At 33.4% G+C, this 20,456-nt stretch carries 14 protein-coding genes; 8 read left to right on the top strand and 6 right to left on the bottom strand.

Annotated elements, in window-relative coordinates; genetic code table 11:
• Positions 1-61: 61 nt before the first annotated feature.
• A complete protein-coding gene (locus ACWA1B_RS13595; RefSeq protein WP_456907741.1) occupies positions 62-2,122 on the bottom strand; it encodes a M1 family metallopeptidase in 2,061 nt (686 codons plus the stop codon).
• Positions 2,123-2,217: 95 nt separating this feature from the next.
• On the opposite strand from ACWA1B_RS13595, the gene ACWA1B_RS13590 reads away from it, so the two are divergent.
• Positions 2,218-2,961, top strand: a complete 744-nt coding sequence (locus ACWA1B_RS13590) for a Dph6-related ATP pyrophosphatase (RefSeq protein WP_456907739.1) — start codon at positions 2,218-2,220, stop codon at positions 2,959-2,961.
• An 84-nt stretch (positions 2,962-3,045) separates the two neighbouring features.
• Here the strand turns inward: ACWA1B_RS13590 and ACWA1B_RS13585 are convergent, their stop codons facing one another.
• Positions 3,046-3,585: a DUF1697 domain-containing protein gene (locus ACWA1B_RS13585; protein WP_456907737.1), complete on the bottom strand. Its 540-nt coding sequence runs from the start codon at positions 3,583-3,585 to the stop codon at positions 3,046-3,048.
• Between the two features lie 195 nt (positions 3,586-3,780).
• On the opposite strand from ACWA1B_RS13585, the gene recG reads away from it, so the two are divergent.
• The gene (recG, locus tag ACWA1B_RS13580; protein WP_426485172.1) at positions 3,781-5,889 is read left to right on the top strand and encodes an ATP-dependent DNA helicase RecG; all 2,109 of its coding nucleotides are present in this window, start codon (positions 3,781-3,783) and stop codon (positions 5,887-5,889) included.
• Positions 5,890-6,173: 284 nt separating this feature from the next.
• On the opposite strand, the gene ACWA1B_RS13575 is transcribed toward recG, so the two are convergent.
• Genes ACWA1B_RS13575 through ACWA1B_RS13565 form a run of 3 tightly spaced genes read right to left on the bottom strand, consistent with a single transcriptional unit; the run spans position 6,174 to position 8,324 of the window.
• A complete protein-coding gene (locus ACWA1B_RS13575) occupies positions 6,174-6,776 on the bottom strand; it encodes a PAS domain-containing protein (RefSeq protein WP_456907735.1) in 603 nt (200 codons plus the stop codon).
• Positions 6,777-6,835: 59 nt separating this feature from the next.
• Positions 6,836-7,702, bottom strand: a complete 867-nt coding sequence (locus ACWA1B_RS13570) for a hypothetical protein (RefSeq protein WP_456907733.1) — start codon at positions 7,700-7,702, stop codon at positions 6,836-6,838.
• A 25-nt stretch (positions 7,703-7,727) separates the two neighbouring features.
• Entirely contained in the window at positions 7,728-8,324 is a 597-nt protein-coding gene (locus ACWA1B_RS13565; protein WP_456907731.1) for a DUF6436 domain-containing protein, read from the bottom strand.
• Positions 8,325-8,862: 538 nt separating this feature from the next.
• On the opposite strand from ACWA1B_RS13565, the gene ACWA1B_RS13560 reads away from it, so the two are divergent.
• The 6 genes from ACWA1B_RS13560 to pheT all read left to right on the top strand — a co-directional run bounded on the left by ACWA1B_RS13560 (position 8,863) and on the right by pheT (position 19,161).
• Positions 8,863-9,921 (top strand): efflux RND transporter periplasmic adaptor subunit, encoded by a 1,059-nt coding sequence (locus ACWA1B_RS13560; RefSeq protein WP_456907729.1) that lies wholly within the window; start codon positions 8,863-8,865, stop codon positions 9,919-9,921.
• 106 nt (positions 9,922-10,027) lie between these two features.
• Positions 10,028-13,126 (top strand): efflux RND transporter permease subunit, encoded by a 3,099-nt coding sequence (locus tag ACWA1B_RS13555; RefSeq protein WP_456907727.1) that lies wholly within the window; start codon positions 10,028-10,030, stop codon positions 13,124-13,126.
• Between the two features lie 65 nt (positions 13,127-13,191).
• On the top strand, positions 13,192-14,502 hold the full coding sequence (locus ACWA1B_RS13550; protein ID WP_456907725.1) for a TolC family protein: 1,311 nt from the start codon (positions 13,192-13,194) through the stop codon (positions 14,500-14,502).
• A gap of 29 nt (positions 14,503-14,531) precedes the next feature.
• The gene (locus ACWA1B_RS13545; protein ID WP_456907723.1) at positions 14,532-15,395 is read left to right on the top strand and encodes a bestrophin family protein; all 864 of its coding nucleotides are present in this window, start codon (positions 14,532-14,534) and stop codon (positions 15,393-15,395) included.
• A gap of 180 nt (positions 15,396-15,575) precedes the next feature.
• Positions 15,576-16,565 carry a hypothetical protein gene (locus ACWA1B_RS13540; RefSeq protein ID WP_456907721.1) on the top strand — a complete coding sequence of 330 codons (990 nt, stop codon included), beginning with the start codon at positions 15,576-15,578 and terminating at the stop codon, positions 16,563-16,565.
• A 175-nt stretch (positions 16,566-16,740) separates the two neighbouring features.
• On the top strand, positions 16,741-19,161 hold the full coding sequence (pheT, locus tag ACWA1B_RS13535) for a phenylalanine--tRNA ligase subunit beta (protein ID WP_456907719.1): 2,421 nt from the start codon (positions 16,741-16,743) through the stop codon (positions 19,159-19,161).
• A gap of 53 nt (positions 19,162-19,214) precedes the next feature.
• Here the strand turns inward: pheT and ACWA1B_RS13530 are convergent, their stop codons facing one another.
• On the bottom strand, positions 19,215-20,444 hold the full coding sequence (locus ACWA1B_RS13530; RefSeq protein ID WP_456907717.1) for a peptidoglycan-binding domain-containing protein: 1,230 nt from the start codon (positions 20,442-20,444) through the stop codon (positions 19,215-19,217).
• Between the last annotated feature and the right edge of the window lie 12 nt (positions 20,445-20,456).

Raw genomic sequence — 20,456 nt, 5'->3', positions numbered from 1 at the left:
TTAAATAAAGAAATCTTTCCTCTTTCTTCTTGCTTCTATACTCTATATTCTCTTCTCTTTTTTACTCTTTCAATAGACGGTTCAATTGAAATTGTTCATCGGGGGTCAAATTAGGCAAAATTCTTTCAAACGACGCACGCATATCGGAATTTTTTAATAACAATCTTATTGTATCTCTTCCAAATTTTGAAAACTGCCACATATGATGCGTAGTTGAAGCAACTAAATTACTCAGAACCTGATCGTTGATAATTTTAAAAGCGATCAGTTTTTCGAGTGCATTTTGTCGAGTTGTTGCCTCATATTTAGTTGAAGAAAAATCAATTAATTCAGTAACAAGTTCATCTGGATTTGATGCATAATTTGGTGTAGATAAAGCCAAAGAAAGCCACATTGTGCGAAGATTATAGTCGTTAAAACCGATCCAGTTTTTTGATTTATCTAAATATTCATTTCTATGTTCTGGAAAATTTCTCCATAACCAATACAGCGCTATTTCTTGTGTTTGATATGATTTATCGTCTAACAAAGTTTCATACTCGGCTCTAAAATCTTCTGGAATTTTAGTTAAGCTTTCAGCGACTGTTTGACGAATCTGAATATGATTTGTTTTCATGGCCAAAACCAAGAATTCTTTTTTTGATTCATATTTCTCATTTTCTAATTGATCAATAATCGCTTCTTTTACCGCATGATAAACATCTGAATTTATAGTTTTAATGAAAAAATCTTTCTTTTCTGCCAATGGTGTTTTCTTCAATTTATCAACTTCAAGTCTAACCTGAATAGATTTATTTTTACTCAACAAAGTATTCGCAATGGGGGTATCAAAAACAGTCGATTCCAGCCAGATTTTTTGGAATTTATCCAAGTCAAAATTAGATACTTTTTTAATTTCGTTAAAGAAATCTTCCGTATTTACTGTTTGATATGCATATTTTTTTAAATAGCTTTTTATCGCTTTTTTAAATGCTTTATCACCAATCGATTCATGGAGGACAAAAAGTGCCCAAGCTCCTTTTTCGTAAAAAGTAAGTGAACTTGCTTTTGGATTCAAAACCGGAATTGAATCGGTTCTTGATGCAAATTTTATTTGCTGGGCAGTATCATAGAGTTTAGAATAAAAATAGTCATCACCAAAAATATCACGCTCCGCCAAAGCTGCATAATAGGTCGCAAAACCCTCTTGAAGCCAGTGATGTTTACTACTTTCGGCCGTAATTAAATCGCCAAACCAATGATGTGCTAACTCGTGAGCATCGACATTTGTGTAATTACGATCAACAAATCCAATTGAATCCACAACATATCGCGTTGCTAAAAGTGTTGAAGTTGTGTTTTCCATTCCTGCATACAAAAAATCCCGAACCGGAATTTCTCTATAAATCTCCCACGGATATGGAACACCAATTTCTTTTTCTAGAAAATCAAAAATGCGTTTTGAATATCGAAATGTCGGTTCAAAACGTGAAACATCTTTATTTTCTAAATAATATTCAAGCGGAACATTTGATTTCGATTTAAAACTTTTTTTATCATATTTTCCAATAGCAAGCATCAGCACATAAGAACTCATTGGTTTTTTCATTTCATATTGCCAATGATATGAATTTCCGTTTTGTGATTTTTCTTTTAAAATTCCGTTCGAAACAACCTGATATGCTGTATCATAAGTTATTCCTAAGTTAAAAATCACTTTTTCATTGACATCATCAAAACTCGGAAACCAATTACTTGTATATCTGCCCTGACCTTGTGTCCAGATTTGAACTTCTTTGCCTTCAATATCAATAAAATACAAAGCTTGTTTTGGTTTTGCTGTATATTCAAAAGTCAAATGATTGTCTCCTTTTTGAAAATTTCCAATGATCTGTAATTGCTTGCCTGAATTAACGAAAACAACATCTTTGTTGTCAATCTGCACTTTGGAAAATTCCATGTTTTTAGCATCAATTTTTATAGTGTCAATCGGTTTTAAAATCGTAAAACCATAATCGACAATACCAGAAATTGATTTTTCTTTGGCATTTAAAGTTAATTGTCCGGAAGCGGTTTTAAAATCAACAAATTGAGTTTGTTGTGCAAACGCAAAGGAAGTTATAAGGAGAAAAATGTATTTCATTAAAAATTTGATTTTATACCAAAATCCCAAAGTTACAAAGGTTTCGCCAACAAATAGAATGAAATTTGTAAGTTTACCATTTAAAATTCCAAATCGTGTCTACACCTAAAAAAGCCTTATTCAACTGGAGCAGCGGAAAAGATTCTGCTCTTGCCTTATATAAAATTCTACAAAATTCTGCATATAAAATCGAATGCTTAGTTACGAGCGTGAATCAGCAATTCCAGCGAATTTCGATGCACGGCGTTCGTGTTGAATTATTAGAGGCGCAAGCAAAAAGCATCGGAATTCCATTGAAAATTTTGCAAATTCCTGAAATGCCAACAATGGAAGTTTATGAAAATGTAATGACAAAAGCCTTAACCGAATTAAAAGGACAAGGTATTTCTCATTCTGTTTTTGGTGATATATTCTTAGAAGATTTACGCAAATATAGAGAAGATCAATTGGCAAAATTGGATTTTGAAGGCGTTTTTCCAATTTGGAAAATTCCATCACACGATTTGATTCAGGAATTTATCTCATTTGGATTTAAAACTATTGTGGTTTGTGTAAATGAACGTTATCTCGATAAAAGTTTTGTCGGCCGAATTATCGATCAGGATTTTATAAATGATTTGCCAGAAAATGTGGATGTCTGCGGAGAAAACGGCGAATTTCACACTTTTGCTTTCGACGGGCCAATTTTTTCCAAACCTATAGATTTTGAAATCGGTGAAATTGTTTATCGTAAATATGAAAAGCCAAAAACTGAAGATTCTTCAAACACAGCTTGCGATACAAATGACGAAACTGCTTTTGATTATGGTTTTTGGTATTGTGATTTGATACCTAAATAAAACAGTATAAAAACCACCACGAATTCACGAATTTTCATTTAACAAGCAAAAAGATAAATTTGTGAATTCGTGCCGGTTTTTCTTTTATTCACTATACATTGCCAGCAAATTAGTTACCGTATTCCAGTTTCGAATTGTTACAATAACATTTAGTTTTTTTTCAATATATTTACCTTCAAGCCTAGTTTTTCCGGCACCAACGGCGTATTTGATGAAAATTCTGTTGCCGTCAATAGTTGCTTCGTCTGGCTTAAACTGACTGATTTTTAGATCATTTATATTTTCACTTTTCAAAACAGTCGAAACAAAAGCAACATAAAGCTTTTTGGTGTCTAAATCTTTTTCTTTTAAATACGGACTGTTTTTAAAACACAGTTCTAAATCTTCTTTTGCAATGACAATTACAGGAACTTCATGTCCAAAAACCTTAAAAATTTCCTGTTTTATCATGAAACCAACTTTTGAGGCTTCTTCTTCGCTATCAACAAAAACATTTCCAGATTGCAGATACGTTCTGATATTTTGAAATCCGATGTTTTCCAACATTGTTTTCAAAGCTTCCATTTTCATCATATTATGTCCAGAAACATTGATACCGCGTAAAAGTGCTAAGTGAGTTTTCATCTTTTTTGTAATTTATACTCCAAAGATATTATTATATGTTTGATTTCGAATAAATCAATTTTCAAAATTCCTAATTAAAATCTATCTTCGCTTTTTAAAGAAAAAAGAATCAAGAAGAAAGAAAATAGAATATAATTTGTCTTTTTCTTGATTCTTGATTCTTTTTTCTTGAGTCAATAAAATCTAAATTTTCTAATGTCTAACAATCTTCTTGAAACCCCAATCGAATACTTAAAAGGTGTTGGCCCGAGTCGCGGTCAATTGCTTCGTAAGGAATTGGGAATTCATAAATATGGAGATTTAGTCAACTTTTTTCCGAATCGATACATTGACAGAACCCGTTATTATAAAATTAATGAACTTCAGAATACAGGAACAGAAGTTCAGATTATTGGAAAAATAATCAATATCAAAACAGTTGAATTTGCCAAAAACAAAAAACGTCTGGTTGCCAGTTTTGTGGATGATACAGGGCAAATTGAACTAAACTGGTTTCAAGGGCATAAATGGATTCGTGAGAGTTTGAAACTGAATGAAACTTTAGTAATTTTTGGAAAATGTTCTTTATACGGAAGCCAATTCAGTATGGCACATCCGGAAATTGAACTCTTGACAGAGCACGAAAGAAGTCTTCGCTCAGCCATGCAGCCGGTTTATCCTTCTACAGAAACACTTGCCAACCGTGGAATTTCCAACAGAACCATCAATAAACTGATGGAACAATTGTTTATCGAAACTCAGGCTTTGTTTACCGAAACTTTTCCTCCTTATTTAATCGAGGAATTGAAATTAATTCCGAAAAGAGCGGCCTTATTTAATATACATTTTCCAAAAAGCACTGATATTTTGGCGAAAGCCCAATTCCGATTAAAATTTGAGGAATTGTTTTTTATTCAGCTTCAATTAATTACCAAAAACTTAATTAGAAAGCATAAAATAAAAGGACATCCGTTTTCTAAAGTTGGTGAATTATTTAATGACTTTTATCAAAATCACTTGCCTTTTGACTTGACTGGCGCTCAAAAAAGAGTGATCAAGGAAATCCGAACTGACATGGGAAGCAACGCTCAAATGAACCGTTTACTTCAGGGTGACGTTGGTTCCGGAAAAACAATTGTTGCCTTTATGAGTATGCTTTTAGCAATTGACAATGGTTTTCAGGCTTGTTTAATGGCACCAACAGAAATCTTGGCCAATCAACATTTCATAGGATTATCGGCATTTGCAAATACCTTAAATATCAATATTCGCATATTGACGGGTTCAACTAAAACTTCTGAAAGAAAAATTATTCATGAAGAACTGGAAAACGGAACCCTGCAAATTTTAATTGGAACGCACGCTTTATTAGAAGACAAAGTTCAGTTTAAAAATCTAGGTTTGGCTGTTATTGATGAGCAGCATCGTTTTGGTGTGGAGCAACGTTCAAAATTGTGGAAGAAAAATGATATTCCGCCACATGTTCTGGTCATGACGGCGACACCAATTCCGAGAACTTTGGCGATGAGTTTATATGGAGATTTAGATATTTCTGTGATTGACGAATTACCGCCGGGCAGAAAACCTATTCAGACCGTTCACAGATACGATACAAACCGATTAAAGGTCTGGAAATTTCTTCGTGATGAAATTGCTCTGGGAAGGCAAATTTATATTGTTTACCCTTTGATTCAGGAATCTGAAAAAATGGATTACAAAGATTTAATGGACGGTTACGAAAGTATTTCGAGAGATTTTCCGCTGCCACAATATTCGATTTCGATACTTCACGGAAAAATGAAACCAGCAGATAAAGATGCTGAAATGAAACGATTTTCTGAAGGAAAAACCAATATAATGGTTGCAACAACTGTTATTGAAGTTGGGGTTAACGTACCGAATGCCAGTGTTATGATTATTGAAAGTGCAGAGCGTTTTGGATTATCACAATTGCATCAATTACGAGGACGAGTTGGTCGCGGTGCCGAACAAAGTTATTGTATTTTAATGACGAGCCATAAACTCAGTACCGATAGCAAAACTCGCATGGAAACTATGGTAGGCACAAATGACGGTTTTGAAATTGCAGAAGTAGATCTTAAACTTCGTGGCCCTGGTGATCTAATGGGAACTCAACAAAGTGGTGTTTTGAATCTGCAAATTGCTGATATTGTAAAAGATCGAGATATTTTATCTTTGGCCCGAAACTATGCAATGAAAATTCTAAAAGAAGACAGCGCACTGCAAAAACCAGAACATGCCGTTCTAAAAGCTGTTTTTATTGAGTTGACAAAAAAGAAGAATATTTGGAATTATATTTCTTAGTTAAGATACTAAGATTCTAAGGTACTAAGGTTCTAAGGTTCTAAGTTTTTCCCTTAGCTATCAACTTTACTCAGGATTGCATTAGAATTTGATTAATATTTTAATTCACTTTGAACCTAAAAAACTTAGCAACTTAGCCTCTTAAATCCTTAGTAGCTTAAAAAACTTCACTGCATCAAACTTTAAAATATTCTATTCGTTTTTCTTGGTGACTAGATTTGTTGGGGGACAAATTTAAGATTGAATATTTTGATTGATACAGCAAAGTTTTTTGAATTTCAAACTTATTTTTTAGGAGTTTCTTTTTTTTCAAAAAGGCCGCTAAACAAACCTTTGCTTACTTTATTTTTGTCATCTTTTCCTGTTGCTATAAGATGGTCAATATATTCCATATATGTTTTTTTGCGCTCTTCCAGAAAACCAATCAAATATTCTTCAGATGCCAACATGCCGCTGGCTTCTTCAATTTGCAAAAGCTTTTTATACAAAGGCTCAATAAATTTGACTATAATATCTTCTGGAACAGATTTTCGAGTTCCAAAATAACCTACGATTTGCCCATCGGAATCGGCTATAATTTTAAAATCTGTAATTACCCAGTAGTATCTGCCCGTTTTTGCCATATTCTTGATGATGGCATGAATATTCTTATTCGATTTGATACTATCCCACAAAAATTTGAAAATTACTTTGGGCATATCGGGATGGCGAATAATATTATGAGCTTGTCCAATCAGTTCAAATTCATCATAGCCTGATACGTCAATAAAATCTTCATTGGCATATAAAATAGTTCCCTTTGTGTCCGTTTTGCTAAGTAATATTTTATTTTTATTCCAATCAACTTCTCTCTCTGATGGCGTTGGGCGGGTAATTCTGGTATCCATAAATTCTGCATTTAAAATTAGTATCTGTTTACATTGTTGTGGGTAGTATTAAAATTGAGTTAATGATTTGGATTTGTTTTTCCACTAACTGACTTAAAATGAATATCATTCACAAGATCGTCAATCTTTTTAGCGCTTTCTTTCATCATTTCCAGATAATTTAAAAGCTGATCGTTATCAGTATGTCCTTTCGAAACATCAATTAGCTTCAAAACCGAACTTACAGGCATTTTTAAATCTAAAGTTGTTTTGTGAATAAAATCATTATACTCTTTAGTAGCCGACATAGAACTGAATTTTGCAGAAGCCAATTTGATGTTTTCCAATTCATATTCATCAGAGATTTTTGAAATGTGATTTTGACTATGCGCTTTAAAATAATAGGCCCAATATCCGTTCATGAAAAACACAGCGCCCGCTAATACAACATGCACTAAAAAAGTTTCCATATCAAAATTCACTTGCGAAAAATAAATTTGCAAGCCATTTGCATCGTTATATACATAATTTTGAAGATAAGCTAAAGCACCGTGATGTATTATAACCAAAAGAGTCAGAGGTATTTGTAATTTCCAGTTTTGATAAATAATCAAAATTGTACTCGCCACAAAAACGGTAAAATGCATTTCAAACAAACCATGCATTTGGTAAATGTATTGCGCCATAAAAATGGCCAGTACAACTGAAAGCACATATTGATAAAACTTAGAGTTTTTGAGAAAAAATTTAGCCGAATAATAAGCCAGTAAGTTCAGTGTTCCTACTCCTGCTCCAATCTCCCAAGTGTCATATTTAAAAGATAAGGCGATACCAAGAAGAAAATAGACCGCAAGAACATAATTAATAATTGTATCCGATTTTTCTGTCATTGTAGACATAAAACTGTGCAGGTAATCCTGCTCATTCAAACTAGCTTTTCTTTTCATAAATTAGGTAATTAAGGAGTTAGATTTATTTAGTGCATTTTGGTAATGAACATCCGTACGCTCTTAGTGCCAAAGCATCAAATGATGGGGCATTTGTCTGTTTTAATAAAGATTCTATTGCCTGCTGGGCATAATTAGTTTCGGAATCGGTACAATATCTTGTTTTATTGTAATTACCCCGAAAATATAATTTTTGTGAACTATCAATTAATGCGGCCTGCGGTGTAGAGAAAACGCCGACACTTTTTGCAATTTCCCGATCAAAATAAACAGGAATCTTAGCATCAAATTTCTTCTGGATTTCTTCAATGCTTACGCTCTTTTCATTATTAATGACTACGATTTTAAAATTAACGTGGTCGCCATATTTTTTTATCAGTTCGTTTACATGAGGAACATTAAACCGGGAACAAGGACATTCCGGATTAAAAAAATGGATAAAAACAGGTTTGTGATCCATTGTACAACATTTCAAATCAATTTTAGTTCCTGGTGCGACAGCAAGATAATCTTTTGGGATGGGTGTGGGAAGACTGTACTGAAATTCATTTTTCCAAAACAAAACCGAAATAGCGGCAAAAAGCAAAGAAAGCCATAAACCAAGAAGTAGTTTTCTCTTCATAAATAAATAGATTTTGAATTAAAAATATAAACAGTTGTTAATTTTAAAATTCCCTAATGCTAAAAAATCAACTCTCAACAAATAAAAAACCTACATTTATCAATGTTATAAGCAAAAAAACGATACAATTTACATTAAACTAACGTCGTTTTGTTTAACCTTATCAATGTTACAAATAAAATCGATAAAGCACAAAATAATTCGGATAAAATACATTCAAAAAAAACATTGTACGTTTTTTCCTTAATTATTTCCACGTGTTTTTACTTTTTTTACAAGTAAAAACTTACTTTTAAATTTATTGTTTTTAGATAAAAACCAAAAGTTCAGATTAAAAGCTAATTTTGACAATAAAAAATGATATTTTTTCTCAACAGCGTTAAACCATTGTAAAGAAAAACAGTCTAAACCACGCAGCTAAGTAAAAACTTGTACATACAAATGTTAAATTAAGAGCAAGCTCTTTCGTTTTCGCATCAAAAAGTTAAATTTGTTAGCTACAAAAACAAAAACCCAAAAAAACATATCACTTTAATTTATGAAAGTAAAAAACCTAATTTATGCCTTGATTATTATTGTTTTAGGAGGATTCATTGCTTACAGAGTAATGTCCAATAAAAGCAAAAATGACGAATCAAAAAAGTCTGGTGACAAAGACAAGCCAACAACTGTTACTGGTATTGTTGTAAAAACAGCCACTTTTGATAACAATTTATCTTTGTCAGGATCAATTGAGGCAAATGAACAAATTGAAATCAGAAGCGAAGTTTCGGGAATTGTTGAAGGCATTTACTTCAATGAGGGAAGCTTTGTTAATAAGGGTCAAGTACTTTTCAAAGTTAATGATATTGAACTAAGAGCTCAGCTTCGTCAGGCACAAACCAGAGAAGGTTTAGCGGGTGAAAACGAAAGAAGAGCAAAATTACTGCTTCAAAAAGAAGCTATCAGTCAGGAAGAATTTGATGTAGCCAACGCAGATTACGCTTCAGCAAAAGCACAAACACAATTAATAAAAGCGCAAATTTCAAAAACTTCAGTAAAAGCTCCTTTTTCAGGAAAAATTGGTTTGCGTAATATTTCTCCGGGAACTTACATTACACCAACAATTTTAGTAGCGAAATTAGTAAACACTGGAAAATTGAAAATCACTTTTTCTATTCCTGAAAAATATGCTACACAAGTAAATAATGGATCGAACATTGACTTCACCGTTTCTGGCTCAGACAAAGTTTACAATGCTAAAATATATGCAATAGAACCAGAAATCGCTGTAGCAACAAGAACTTTACAAATTCGCGCTATTGCAGATAATATTGACGGAAAACTATTCCCAGGAACATTTGCAGACGTAAAACTTCCTTTAAACATTATTAAAGATGCTATTGTAGTTCCGTCTGAAGCTATTGTTCCTGTTCAAAGCGGAAAAAAAGTTTACATCTCAGATATGGGAAAAGCCAAAGAAGTTATGGTTGAAGCAACTACTCGTACAGATTCCTCAATCTTAATTTTATCTGGACTAAAAGCTGGTGATACTCTGGTAACAAGCGGTGTAATGTCTTTAAAAAATGAAGCACCAATTAAAGTTATAGTAAAATAATTTTAGATTTCAGAGTTTGGATTTCAAATTAACAAACAAGAAATCCAAAATCAATTAAATAATATAATTATAGATTTTAAGATAAATCTAAAATCATAAAGCATATATGAGTTTATCAACCACTAGTATAAGAAGACCCGTTTTAACGATTGTACTGAATCTTTTGATTATTCTGTTCGGTTTCATTGGTTATACCTTTTTGGGTGTTCGTGAATTTCCTTCTATTGACCCGGCGCAAGTTTCGATTAGAACAAATTACACCGGAGCCAATTCAGACATTATTGAATCGCAAATTACAGAACCTCTTGAAAAAGCTGTAAATGCTATTGACGGAATTAGAAATATTACTTCGTCAAGTAATCAGGGAAGCAGTAATATTACAATCGAATTTAATTTAGATAAAGACTTAGAAGAAGCGGCAAATGACGTTCGTGACAAAGTTTCACAAGCTATCAGAAGTTTACCTCAGGATATTGACGCACCTCCAGTTGTATCAAAAGCCGATGCGGATAGTGATGCTATCATTTCGATGACAGTACAAAGTGATTCACGAAATTCACTTGAACTAAGCGATTATGCCGAAAACGTAATCTCACAACGTTTAGAAACTATTCCAGGAGTGAGTGGTGTGCAAATTTGGGGACAAAAACGCTACGCAATGCGTTTGTGGATTGATCCGGCAAAACTTGCGGCATATGGCTGTACAGTTGCTGAAGTCCGCAGTGCATTAAATGCCCAAAACGTTGAACTTCCATCAGGAAAACTGACAGGAAACAATACTGAATTAACAGTTAAAACAATTGGAAATTTATCTAAACCGGAAGAATTCAACAATATTATTATTCGTACCGATGGAGATAAGATTGTTCGTTTCAGCGATATTGGCGGAGCTGAATTAGGACCGGAAAATATCGAAACAAAATTAAGTCAATCCGGGTTGCCAATGATTGGTTTAGCAATTGTTCCAATGCCTGGTGCAAACTATTTAGATATTTCGGCAGAATTCTACAAAAAATATGAAGCCTTAAAAAAAGATCTTCCAAAAGATATCAAACTTAATATTGCACTTGACAATACTGTTTTCGTAAAAAAATCAGTTCTTGAAGTTGCTGAAACGCTGGGAATTTCAATTATTTTGGTAATCATTATTATTTACCTTTTCTTTAGAGACTGGGCGATTGCATTTAGGCCTTTAATTGATATTCCAGTTTCATTGATTGCTACATTCTTCATTATGTGGCTTTTTGGATTCTCGATCAACGTATTGACTTTATTAGCAATTGTATTAGCAACTGGTTTGGTGGTAGATGACGGTATAGTTGTTACCGAAAATATCTTCAAAAAAGTGGAAGAAGGAATGTCTCCAATTGAAGCTGCTATCAAAGGTTCAAATGAGATTTTCTATGCTGTAATTTCGATTTCTGTTACACTTGCTGCGGTATTCCTTCCTGTAATTTTCTTAGAAGGTTTCGTAGGTCGACTCTTTAGGGAATTCGGAGTTGTAATTGGTGCAGCAGTATTAATTTCTGCATTTGTATCTTTAACGCTTACGCCAATGCTAAATGCTTATTTAATGAAAGGAGGCGAGCAGAAAAAATCAAAATTCTATATTAAAACCGAGCCATTTTTTGAAAAGATGAACCGCAGTTATGCCGAATCGCTTTCAAAATTCATGGATAAAAAATGGATCAGTTTCCCGATTCTAATCGTTTGTTTTGGATTGATTTATTTGTTTTTTACAATTCTTCCAAAAGAAACTGCTCCGCTTGACGACAGAAGTTCTGTAACAATGCGAATGACAACTCCTGAAGGTTCTTCATACGAATATACAGATCGCTTTATGCAGGAAATCTCAAAATTAGTTGATGACTCTATTCCGGACAAAAAAGTGAGTTTGGTTATTACAGCGCCAGGTTTTGGTGCTTCGGCAACAAATACAGGTTTCATCAGACTTTCATTGAAAGAACCAGATGAACGTAAAACTTCGCAAAAAGATATTGCTGATAAATTGACAAAATGGACTAAAAGATATCCCGAAGCTAAAACTGCCGTTATCCAACAACCAACTATTGCTGTAAACAGACGTGGAGGATTACCGATTCAGTATATTATTCAAGCTCCAAATTTTGAAAAATTAAGAGAAAAAATTCCATTATTTATGGAAGAAGTTGGTAAAAGCGATGTGTTTTCGACAACCGATGTAAACTTAAAATTTAACAAACCTGAAATTAATGTTACCATCAATCGTGAAAAAGCAGAAAGTTTAGGAATTTCTATTTTAGATATCGCTCAAACATTGCAGCTTTCATTAAGCGGACAGCGTTTTGGTTATTTCATAAAAAATGGAAAACAATATCAGGTAATCGGTCAATTTGATCAAAAAGACCGTTCTAAACCATTAGATTTAACTTCGATGTTCGTTAAAAACAACAAAGGCGAACTGATCCAGATGGACAACGTGGTAAATGTTGAAGAACAAAGTAATCCGCCTCAATTATACCATAATAACAGATATATGTCGGCTACTGTTTCTGCTGGTTTAGCTCCTGGAAAAAGTATGGGGGACGGAATTGAAGAAATGAACCGAATTAAAGCGAAAGTTTTAGATGAAAGTTTCACAACTGATTTAGCTGGAGAATCAAGAGATTTCGTAGAAAGTAGTTCAAATACATCTTTCGCTTTTGGATTAGCATTGCTATTAATCTTTTTAATTTTAGCAGCACAATTTGAAAGTTTTATTGATCCGTTCATTATTATTTTAACTGTACCAATGGCCGTTGCTGGGGCTTTATTTTCACTATGGCTTTTCAATCAGACATGGAATATATTTAGCCAGATTGGAACCGTTATGCTTATTGGATTGGTAACTAAAAATGGTATTTTGATTGTCGAATTTGCGAATCAGCTTCGAGAACAAGGCAAGCCAAAATTAGAAGCAATTTTAGAAGCTTCAGAAGCTCGTTTGCGACCAATTTTAATGACCAGTTTAGCAATTGCTTTAGGAGCACTACCAATTGCAATGTCACTTGGAGCAGCTTCTACAAGTAGAATTGGTATGGGAGTTGTAATTGTTGGAGGAACCATTTTTTCTCTTGCTTTAACACTTTTTGTAATCCCTGCCATTTATTTAATGTGGTCAAAACAAAGAAAACATTATCCAGAATTTGATCATATCGACGAATACGAAAAAGAAAGTATAAAATAGCAGCTAAAAAATCATGAATTTTACGTTTTGTAAAGTTCATGATTTTCTGGTAAAAGAATATAAATATGAACATTAAAAATATATACAGCACTTTACTAATTCTCTTCTTTTGCATTGTAAAAACAAATGCACAGACGGTTTTGACTATTGAAGATGCTACAAAAATCGCTTTAGAAAACAACTTTGAAATTAGAATTGCAAAAAATAATTCAAAAATAAGCGAGACAAATGTTACGATTGGAAATGCAGGAATACTTCCAACTGTAGCAGCAACAGTAAACGACAACAACAGCGTTACAAATTCATCACAGACACGTCAGGACGGAACTTCAACTTCGTTAAACAATGCAAAAAACAACTCCTTAACTTATGGAGTTGGCTTAAACTGGACTGTTTTTGACGGAATGAAAATGTTTGCTCGTCTTGATCAGCTAAAAGAACTTCAAAAATTAGGCGATTCTGAATTGAGAAGAACCGTTTTAATCAAAATTGTGCAGGTAAACTCGGCTTATTATGATCTTGTACAACAACAGCATCAATTGGCTGCTCTAGATACGACAATCGTAATTTCTAAGCAACGATTAACGTTGGCACAAAACCGTTTCAGTATCGGAAAAGCTTCAAAATTAGAGGTTTTAAACGCTCAGGTTGATTTAAATTCAGATCAGGTTGCTTTATTGCGACAAAAAGAAACATACGCAAATTCTAAAATATTGCTGAATCAATATTTAGCACGTGATCCTAAAATTGACTTCACCGTAACCGATTTAGTTACGGTTGATAATGCTATGAATTTAGCCGAATTATCTGAATTGGCACATAAGCAAAATCCTGCTGTAGAAGCTCAAATTATCAATAAACGAATTGCTGAATTACAATTAAAACAAATAAAAGCAGACCGTTATCCGGTTGTAAACTTAACATCTGGATATAATTTTTCAGAAAATCAATCAAGTTTAGGTTTTACAAGCCAATCTTCATCAAAAGGTTTTAATTACGGTTTTAATGCAAGATTAAATATTTTTGATGGTCTGAATCAACACAGAAATGAGAAAGTGGCTAAAATGGAAATCGAAAATTCACAGATTGCTATTGATCAGCAAAATATGATTTTAGACACCCAGTTGAGCACTGCATTTCAAACTTACCAAACAAACTTGGAATTAATTGATCTGGAAGAAGATAACGTAACAATTGCCAAACAAAACTTAGATATTACGTTAGATAAATTCAGAATCGGAACTATTACAACACTGGATTTCAGAACGGCACAATTAAATTATGTCAACGCAAAAGTGCGTTACAGCAATGCTCAATATCAGGCAAAATTATCTGAAATTGCCTTGAGAGAATTAGCTGGAAATATTAATTTTTAATTTAAATTTGTTTTAAAAAACAAATATAAATGATCGCATACAACACAAAAGAGTGGTTTACTTTTATCTTTCATTTTCATAAATCAGACACTATCAGGCAATTATTTCCTGTAATGATTGGCATTGGTATTTATGCAGGCATTGTAGGTTATGTTGAAGTCGTTTATTTTGGAATTGATGAAAACCATTATCTTAAAAATATTCCCGTAATGCATGGAATATTAGGTTTTGTGATTTCACTTTTATTAGTTTTTAGAACAAATACTGCATACGACCGCTGGTGGGAAGCCCGAAAATTATGGGGTGGCTTAGTCAATAACAGCCGTAACTTTGCGATAAAACTTTCGGCTATTTTAAAAGATGAAAATGACCGAAAGTTTTTCAGAAAGTTTATTCCTGGATACGCTTCTATTTTATACAAACATTTGAACAACTCAGAAACTGCGAAACAGCTTTTTGAAGACGTTGATTTAGAATTGGATCATCATAAACACAAACCCAATCAGGTTAAGCAAATGATGTACAATAAAATCAATGCTTTGTATGAATCAAAAAAAATAACCGGAGACCAGCTTATCATTTTAAATGCCGAATTAGTTGCTTTTACAGATATTTGTGGTGCTTGCGAACGTATAAAAAACACCCCTATTCCCTATTCTTACAGTGCTTTTATAAAAAAATTTATTTTCTTTTATATTATGACTTTACCTTTTGGTTATTCTTTGAGCTTGGGTTATTATGTCGTTCCTGTAGTTGTTTTTATTTTTTATGTTTTGGCCAGTTTAGAATTGATTGCCGAAGAAATTGAAGATCCTTTTGGAGATGATGAAAATGATTTGCCAATCAAAAAAATATCGGAAAACATAAAAAAACATGTTGAAGAATTGATCTAATCAAGATTGTATTCGCAATCAAATCCTTACAATAAATCCGTTTAACCAGTAAAACATTTCAATGAACGAGTATTCTTTGAAATGTTAGAATTTTGCCATAAACTTTGTGTTAGCAATTTAAACCGCCTCTTTTTGAGTTGCATCTAATTTTTTCTTATTACTAACTTAAATTTTGTTACTATGAAAAAAATTATTTTACTCATGGTTTTTGCTTTTCTAATTGTCAATTGTACCACTGAACCTATAAGCAATGACATACAAACTGAAACTAAACAAGCGGATAGTTCTTCTCTTACTGCAAAGGGAACTTATTCAGAATGTGATCCTGTCTCAATTAATATTATGGCCGGGCAATTTACGAATTCGGGAAAAATATTAGTTGAAAATGATGCCACAAACCTTTATGTGACATACACTGCACTGCCAAACTGGTATTTTAGCGAAATGCATTTATATGTTGGTCCATATGCCAATGTTCCTGTAACAAATGGAAATCCAATTCCTGGAAAATTTCCATACAAAAAAAGCTTTAATCCCTTAGTTCAAACGTACACTTTTACAATTCCACTTTCGTCAATAGTTTTGGATTCAAATAGATGCCTGTTTATTGCCGCTCATTCCAGCATGAAAAATATTGTAAACGGAACAACCGTAAGTACTGAAACCGGATGGGCTGGAGATATTAAATTTCCGGGCAAAAACTGGGCAACCTATTTTAATTACTGCCTAAGAAACTGTAATACACCACCACCAGTAACAACTTGCGATACCGCTTATATGTTTGGAAATAATACATTCATCGATTTGGGAATTTCTGACAAATGGGGCTGGGCTCAGGAATTTTTACCTGTTCAAAATGGCAGTTATACAGCCAATTTATATGCAGCCGCAGGGCAAAATGACATTACAAATGGATATTTGGCTGGAACCGTTACAATTGTCGTATTAGATGGAACCGTTACTGTTACAATCAATGCAACACATCCTGGAACTGTTTTGACAGAAACACATGTATATATCTCAAATTTCCCACCAACTACTGCGGCTCCGGGACAATATGGTAATGGACACGTATTAAACAACGTCACTAACGACAGTTATACCTTATCTCATAACGGAGATGGAAGTCTTTGGATAATTGTACATGCGGGAGTATGCACTACAGAGTAAATTGAAAATTAAAAAAAAGAGAGACGTTATTCTCTCTTTTTTTTTGCTTATTATTTAAATAAAAGCCTGTTTTATTTTTGAAAACAATGCCTAATCAAAAAACAAAAAAAATTGTTTTCAACTCCGCCGATCAATCCTTATATTTACATCCTCATACAAGAATAATAAAACTAACATGAAAATATCTTACAACTGGCTAAAACAATTTATTAAAACAGACTGGACTTCAGAACAAACTTCGGAATTACTTACAGATTTAGGTCTGGAAGTTGAAGTAGTTGAAAAATACCAATCTATAAAAGGTGGATTGGAAGGGGTTGTTGTTGGTCATGTTCTTACTTGCGAAAAACACCCAGATGCTGACAGACTAAAAGTAACAACGGTAAATATTGGTTTAGAAGCTCCTGTACAGATTGTGTGCGGTGCGGCAAACGTTGCAGCTGGTCAAAAAGTTCCTGTTGCTACTATTGGTACCGTTTTATATGATAAAGAAGGAGCAGAATTTACTATTAAAAAAGGAAAAATTCGCGGTCAGGAAAGCCACGGAATGATTTGCGCTGAAGATGAATTAGGACTTGGAACAAGCCATGACGGAATTATGGTTCTTGATGAAAACTTAGTTCCTGGAACTCCAGCTGCAGAAGTTTTTAAAATTGCAAATGATGAAGTTTTCGAAATTGGATTAACACCAAATCGTGCTGATGCGATGAGTCATTACGGAACTGCACGTGATTTAAGAGCTGGAATGTTGCAACGTGGTGTAAACGTCGAATTGATTACGCCATCTGTAAGTAATTTTAGAGTTGATATGCGTACGTTAAAAATTGATGTTAACGTTGAAGATTCACATTTAGCTCCAAGATATTGTGGTGTGACCATTTCTGGAATTACCGTTCAGGAATCTCCAAAATGGCTTCAAGACAGACTAAAAGCGATTGGATTAACTCCAAAAAACAATATTGTCGATGTTACTAATTATGTTTTACACGAATTAGGACAACCTTTGCATGCTTTTGATGCCGCGAAAATCAACGGAAAAGTAATTGTTAAAACACTTCCGGAAGGAACAAAATTCATAACTTTAGACGATGTTGAAAGAACATTGCACAAAGAAGATTTGATGATTTGTGATGAAAAAGGTCCATTATGTATTGCCGGAGTTTTTGGAGGAAAAAAATCTGGAGTTACTGACGGAACAACTACAATCTTCTTAGAAAGTGCTTATTTTGATCCTGTAAGCATTCGTAAAACGGCAAAAAGACATCAATTAAACACAGATGCTTCTTTTAGATTTGAAAGAGGAATTGACCCAACCATAACGGAATATGCTTTGAAACGTGCTGCTCTTTTAATTCAGGAAGTAGCAGGCGGAAAAATTACATCTGATGTAGTTGAAGTTTATCCTAAAAAAGTAGAAGATTTTTCAGTTTTATTGAATTTCAGCCATGTTTACAAAATTATCGGACAGGAAATTCCGAAAGATACAATCAAAAAAATATTAGTTTCATTAGATATTAAAGTTAACAGCGTTTCAGATTCTGGTTTAGGATTGACTATTCCTGCATATCGCGTAGATGTACAGCGTGAAATTGATGTGATCGAAGAAATCTTGCGTGTTTATGGCTATAACAACATTAATTTTTCTAAAAAATTCAATGCAACTGTAGCAAATTCTCCAAGAACCGAAGACTATAAAGTTCAAAACGTAATTGCTTCGCAGTTAAATTCTCAGGGTTTTCATGAAATGATGGCAAATTCTTTGACAACGGCAGCTTATGCAAAACTTTCAGCTTCGTTAAAAGAAGAACATAATGTAACGATGCTTAATCCTTTGAGCGGGGATTTGTCAACAATGCGTCAATCATTATTGTTTTCTGGATTAGAGGCTATTTCATATAATATTAACAGAAAAAACTCTGATTTAAAATTATTTGAATTCGGAAAAACATATCATAAATACCTTACTGGATATGAGGAACACAAACACCTTACTTTATTGGTTTCTGGAAATAGAAACAAAGAAAGCTGGACAAATCCTCAAAAAACAACCGATTTCTTTTTATTAAAAGGATATGTAAAAGCGGTTTTAGCTCGTTTGGGAATAGATAAAATTTCGAACGCTCCAGTTCAGTCTGATATTTTTTCTGAAGGAACCGCAATTTGCTACAACAATGATACTTTAGTAGAAATGGGTGTAGTTAAAAAATCAATTCTAAAACACTTTGGAATTAAACAAGATGTTTATTATGCTGATTTTAACTGGGATTTAGTTCTTAAAATCATCACAGGAAAAATTAAATATACTGAAATTCCGAAGTATCCTGAAGTGCGAAGAGATTTAGCATTGTTGATTGACCAAGCTACAACTTACGAAAGCATCTTCAATTTGGCAAAACAGACTGAAAAATCACTTTTAAAAGACATTAATTTATTTGATGTTTATCAAGGAGATAAACTGCCAGAAGGAAAAAAATCATATGCTTTGAGTTTTACGATTCAGGACAATACAAAAACACTTACAGATGCTCAAATTGACAAAATCATGTCGAAATTACAGCAAACTTTTGAAACTGAACTTGGTGCAAGTTTAAGATAAAAAAGTATTACTAAACAGAAAAACCCGACCATAAAAAGTCGGGTTTTTCTGTTTTAGAACGTTACGCGAGTTGATAATCTCCTCGCTCCTGCTGAGTTTGGATGAATTTCATCTCTCCAAAATTCAGATGAATTCAATAAACCACGATAATCTATGATTCGGCTTTGAAAACGATATCCATAATAGGCAAAATGATTTTTGATTTGCCACAAAAGCGCGTAAAATTTATCTAATAATCGTATAATGATGTACGATCTTAAAATTTCGTCGGCAATTCCTAAACGGTCAAAAACAGGTTTTATCCACGGGCCCAAAGGCAAATCAACACCAACAATCGAAGGTCTTACGCCAAGTTTGAATAACGGATAATCATAAGTGTGCATATAAAATATGGTATTCGGCGTTGCATGCGCGTTGACAATACTTCCAAAACCAAGATAATTTCGCATAATGGTGCTAAAAATAGAACTGAGATTAGTTGAATTAAAAAGCGCACGATCAAAAGCATTTGTGTTTAAATATCTTTTGTACAAAATACATTTTTGGTACAAAGCATCACCAGACAAACTTCTGAGTTCTGTTAGCTTAGCCTGATCAGTAAAAAAACTTGGATCAAAAGATGTTACTCCGGAATTTAAGATTCTGCCAAGCTGCGGAAAAACATCATTTCCGCCTCCGCTAAAATAAATTCTGTCTATGCGATAACCGCTTACATATTGCACAAAATGAGCTCTGTCAGCATACATCTGGGAAGTTGTCTCTCCAAATTTCGCTAAATGCAAACAGTTTAAATTGAGTCTTTGATTTCGATCTGTAATAGTATCATACAAATCCAAAATTGTCGGAACAGGATAATCCAGCCAGGAATCACCTTCAAAAATAACATTCAATGTATTTGCGTTTCCGGCATTTCTTCTAAACAAAAATGAATTGGTCAAGAATGGCTGATGCAGGGATTCGTCTTCCGATTCAACCAGCGAAGTATTCACACTATTCAGTTGTTTCAGGGTATTATAAGTCACATCACCCGGATTAATATTCCCAGTGACCTGAATTCTATTATTTGCCTGAAAATTGAGAATAGAAATAATGGTGCTATCCGTTTGATTATTTACTATACTTCCGCTGGTTGGCACGGGATAACCTAGTGCTTTTAAATAATTTTGTATTTGCAATACATCAGATCTATTGTTTACTGCATTTAATCCTACACTGTTCAAAAGTGCGCTTATTGCAGGAGAATTTTGATTTATAACTGAGGGATTCGAAACTAAATTTTCCATAGTATTCCAGAT

This window comes from Flavobacterium xizangense, from assembly GCF_054075145.1.
This window is presented reverse-complemented; position numbering and strand designations above follow the sequence as displayed.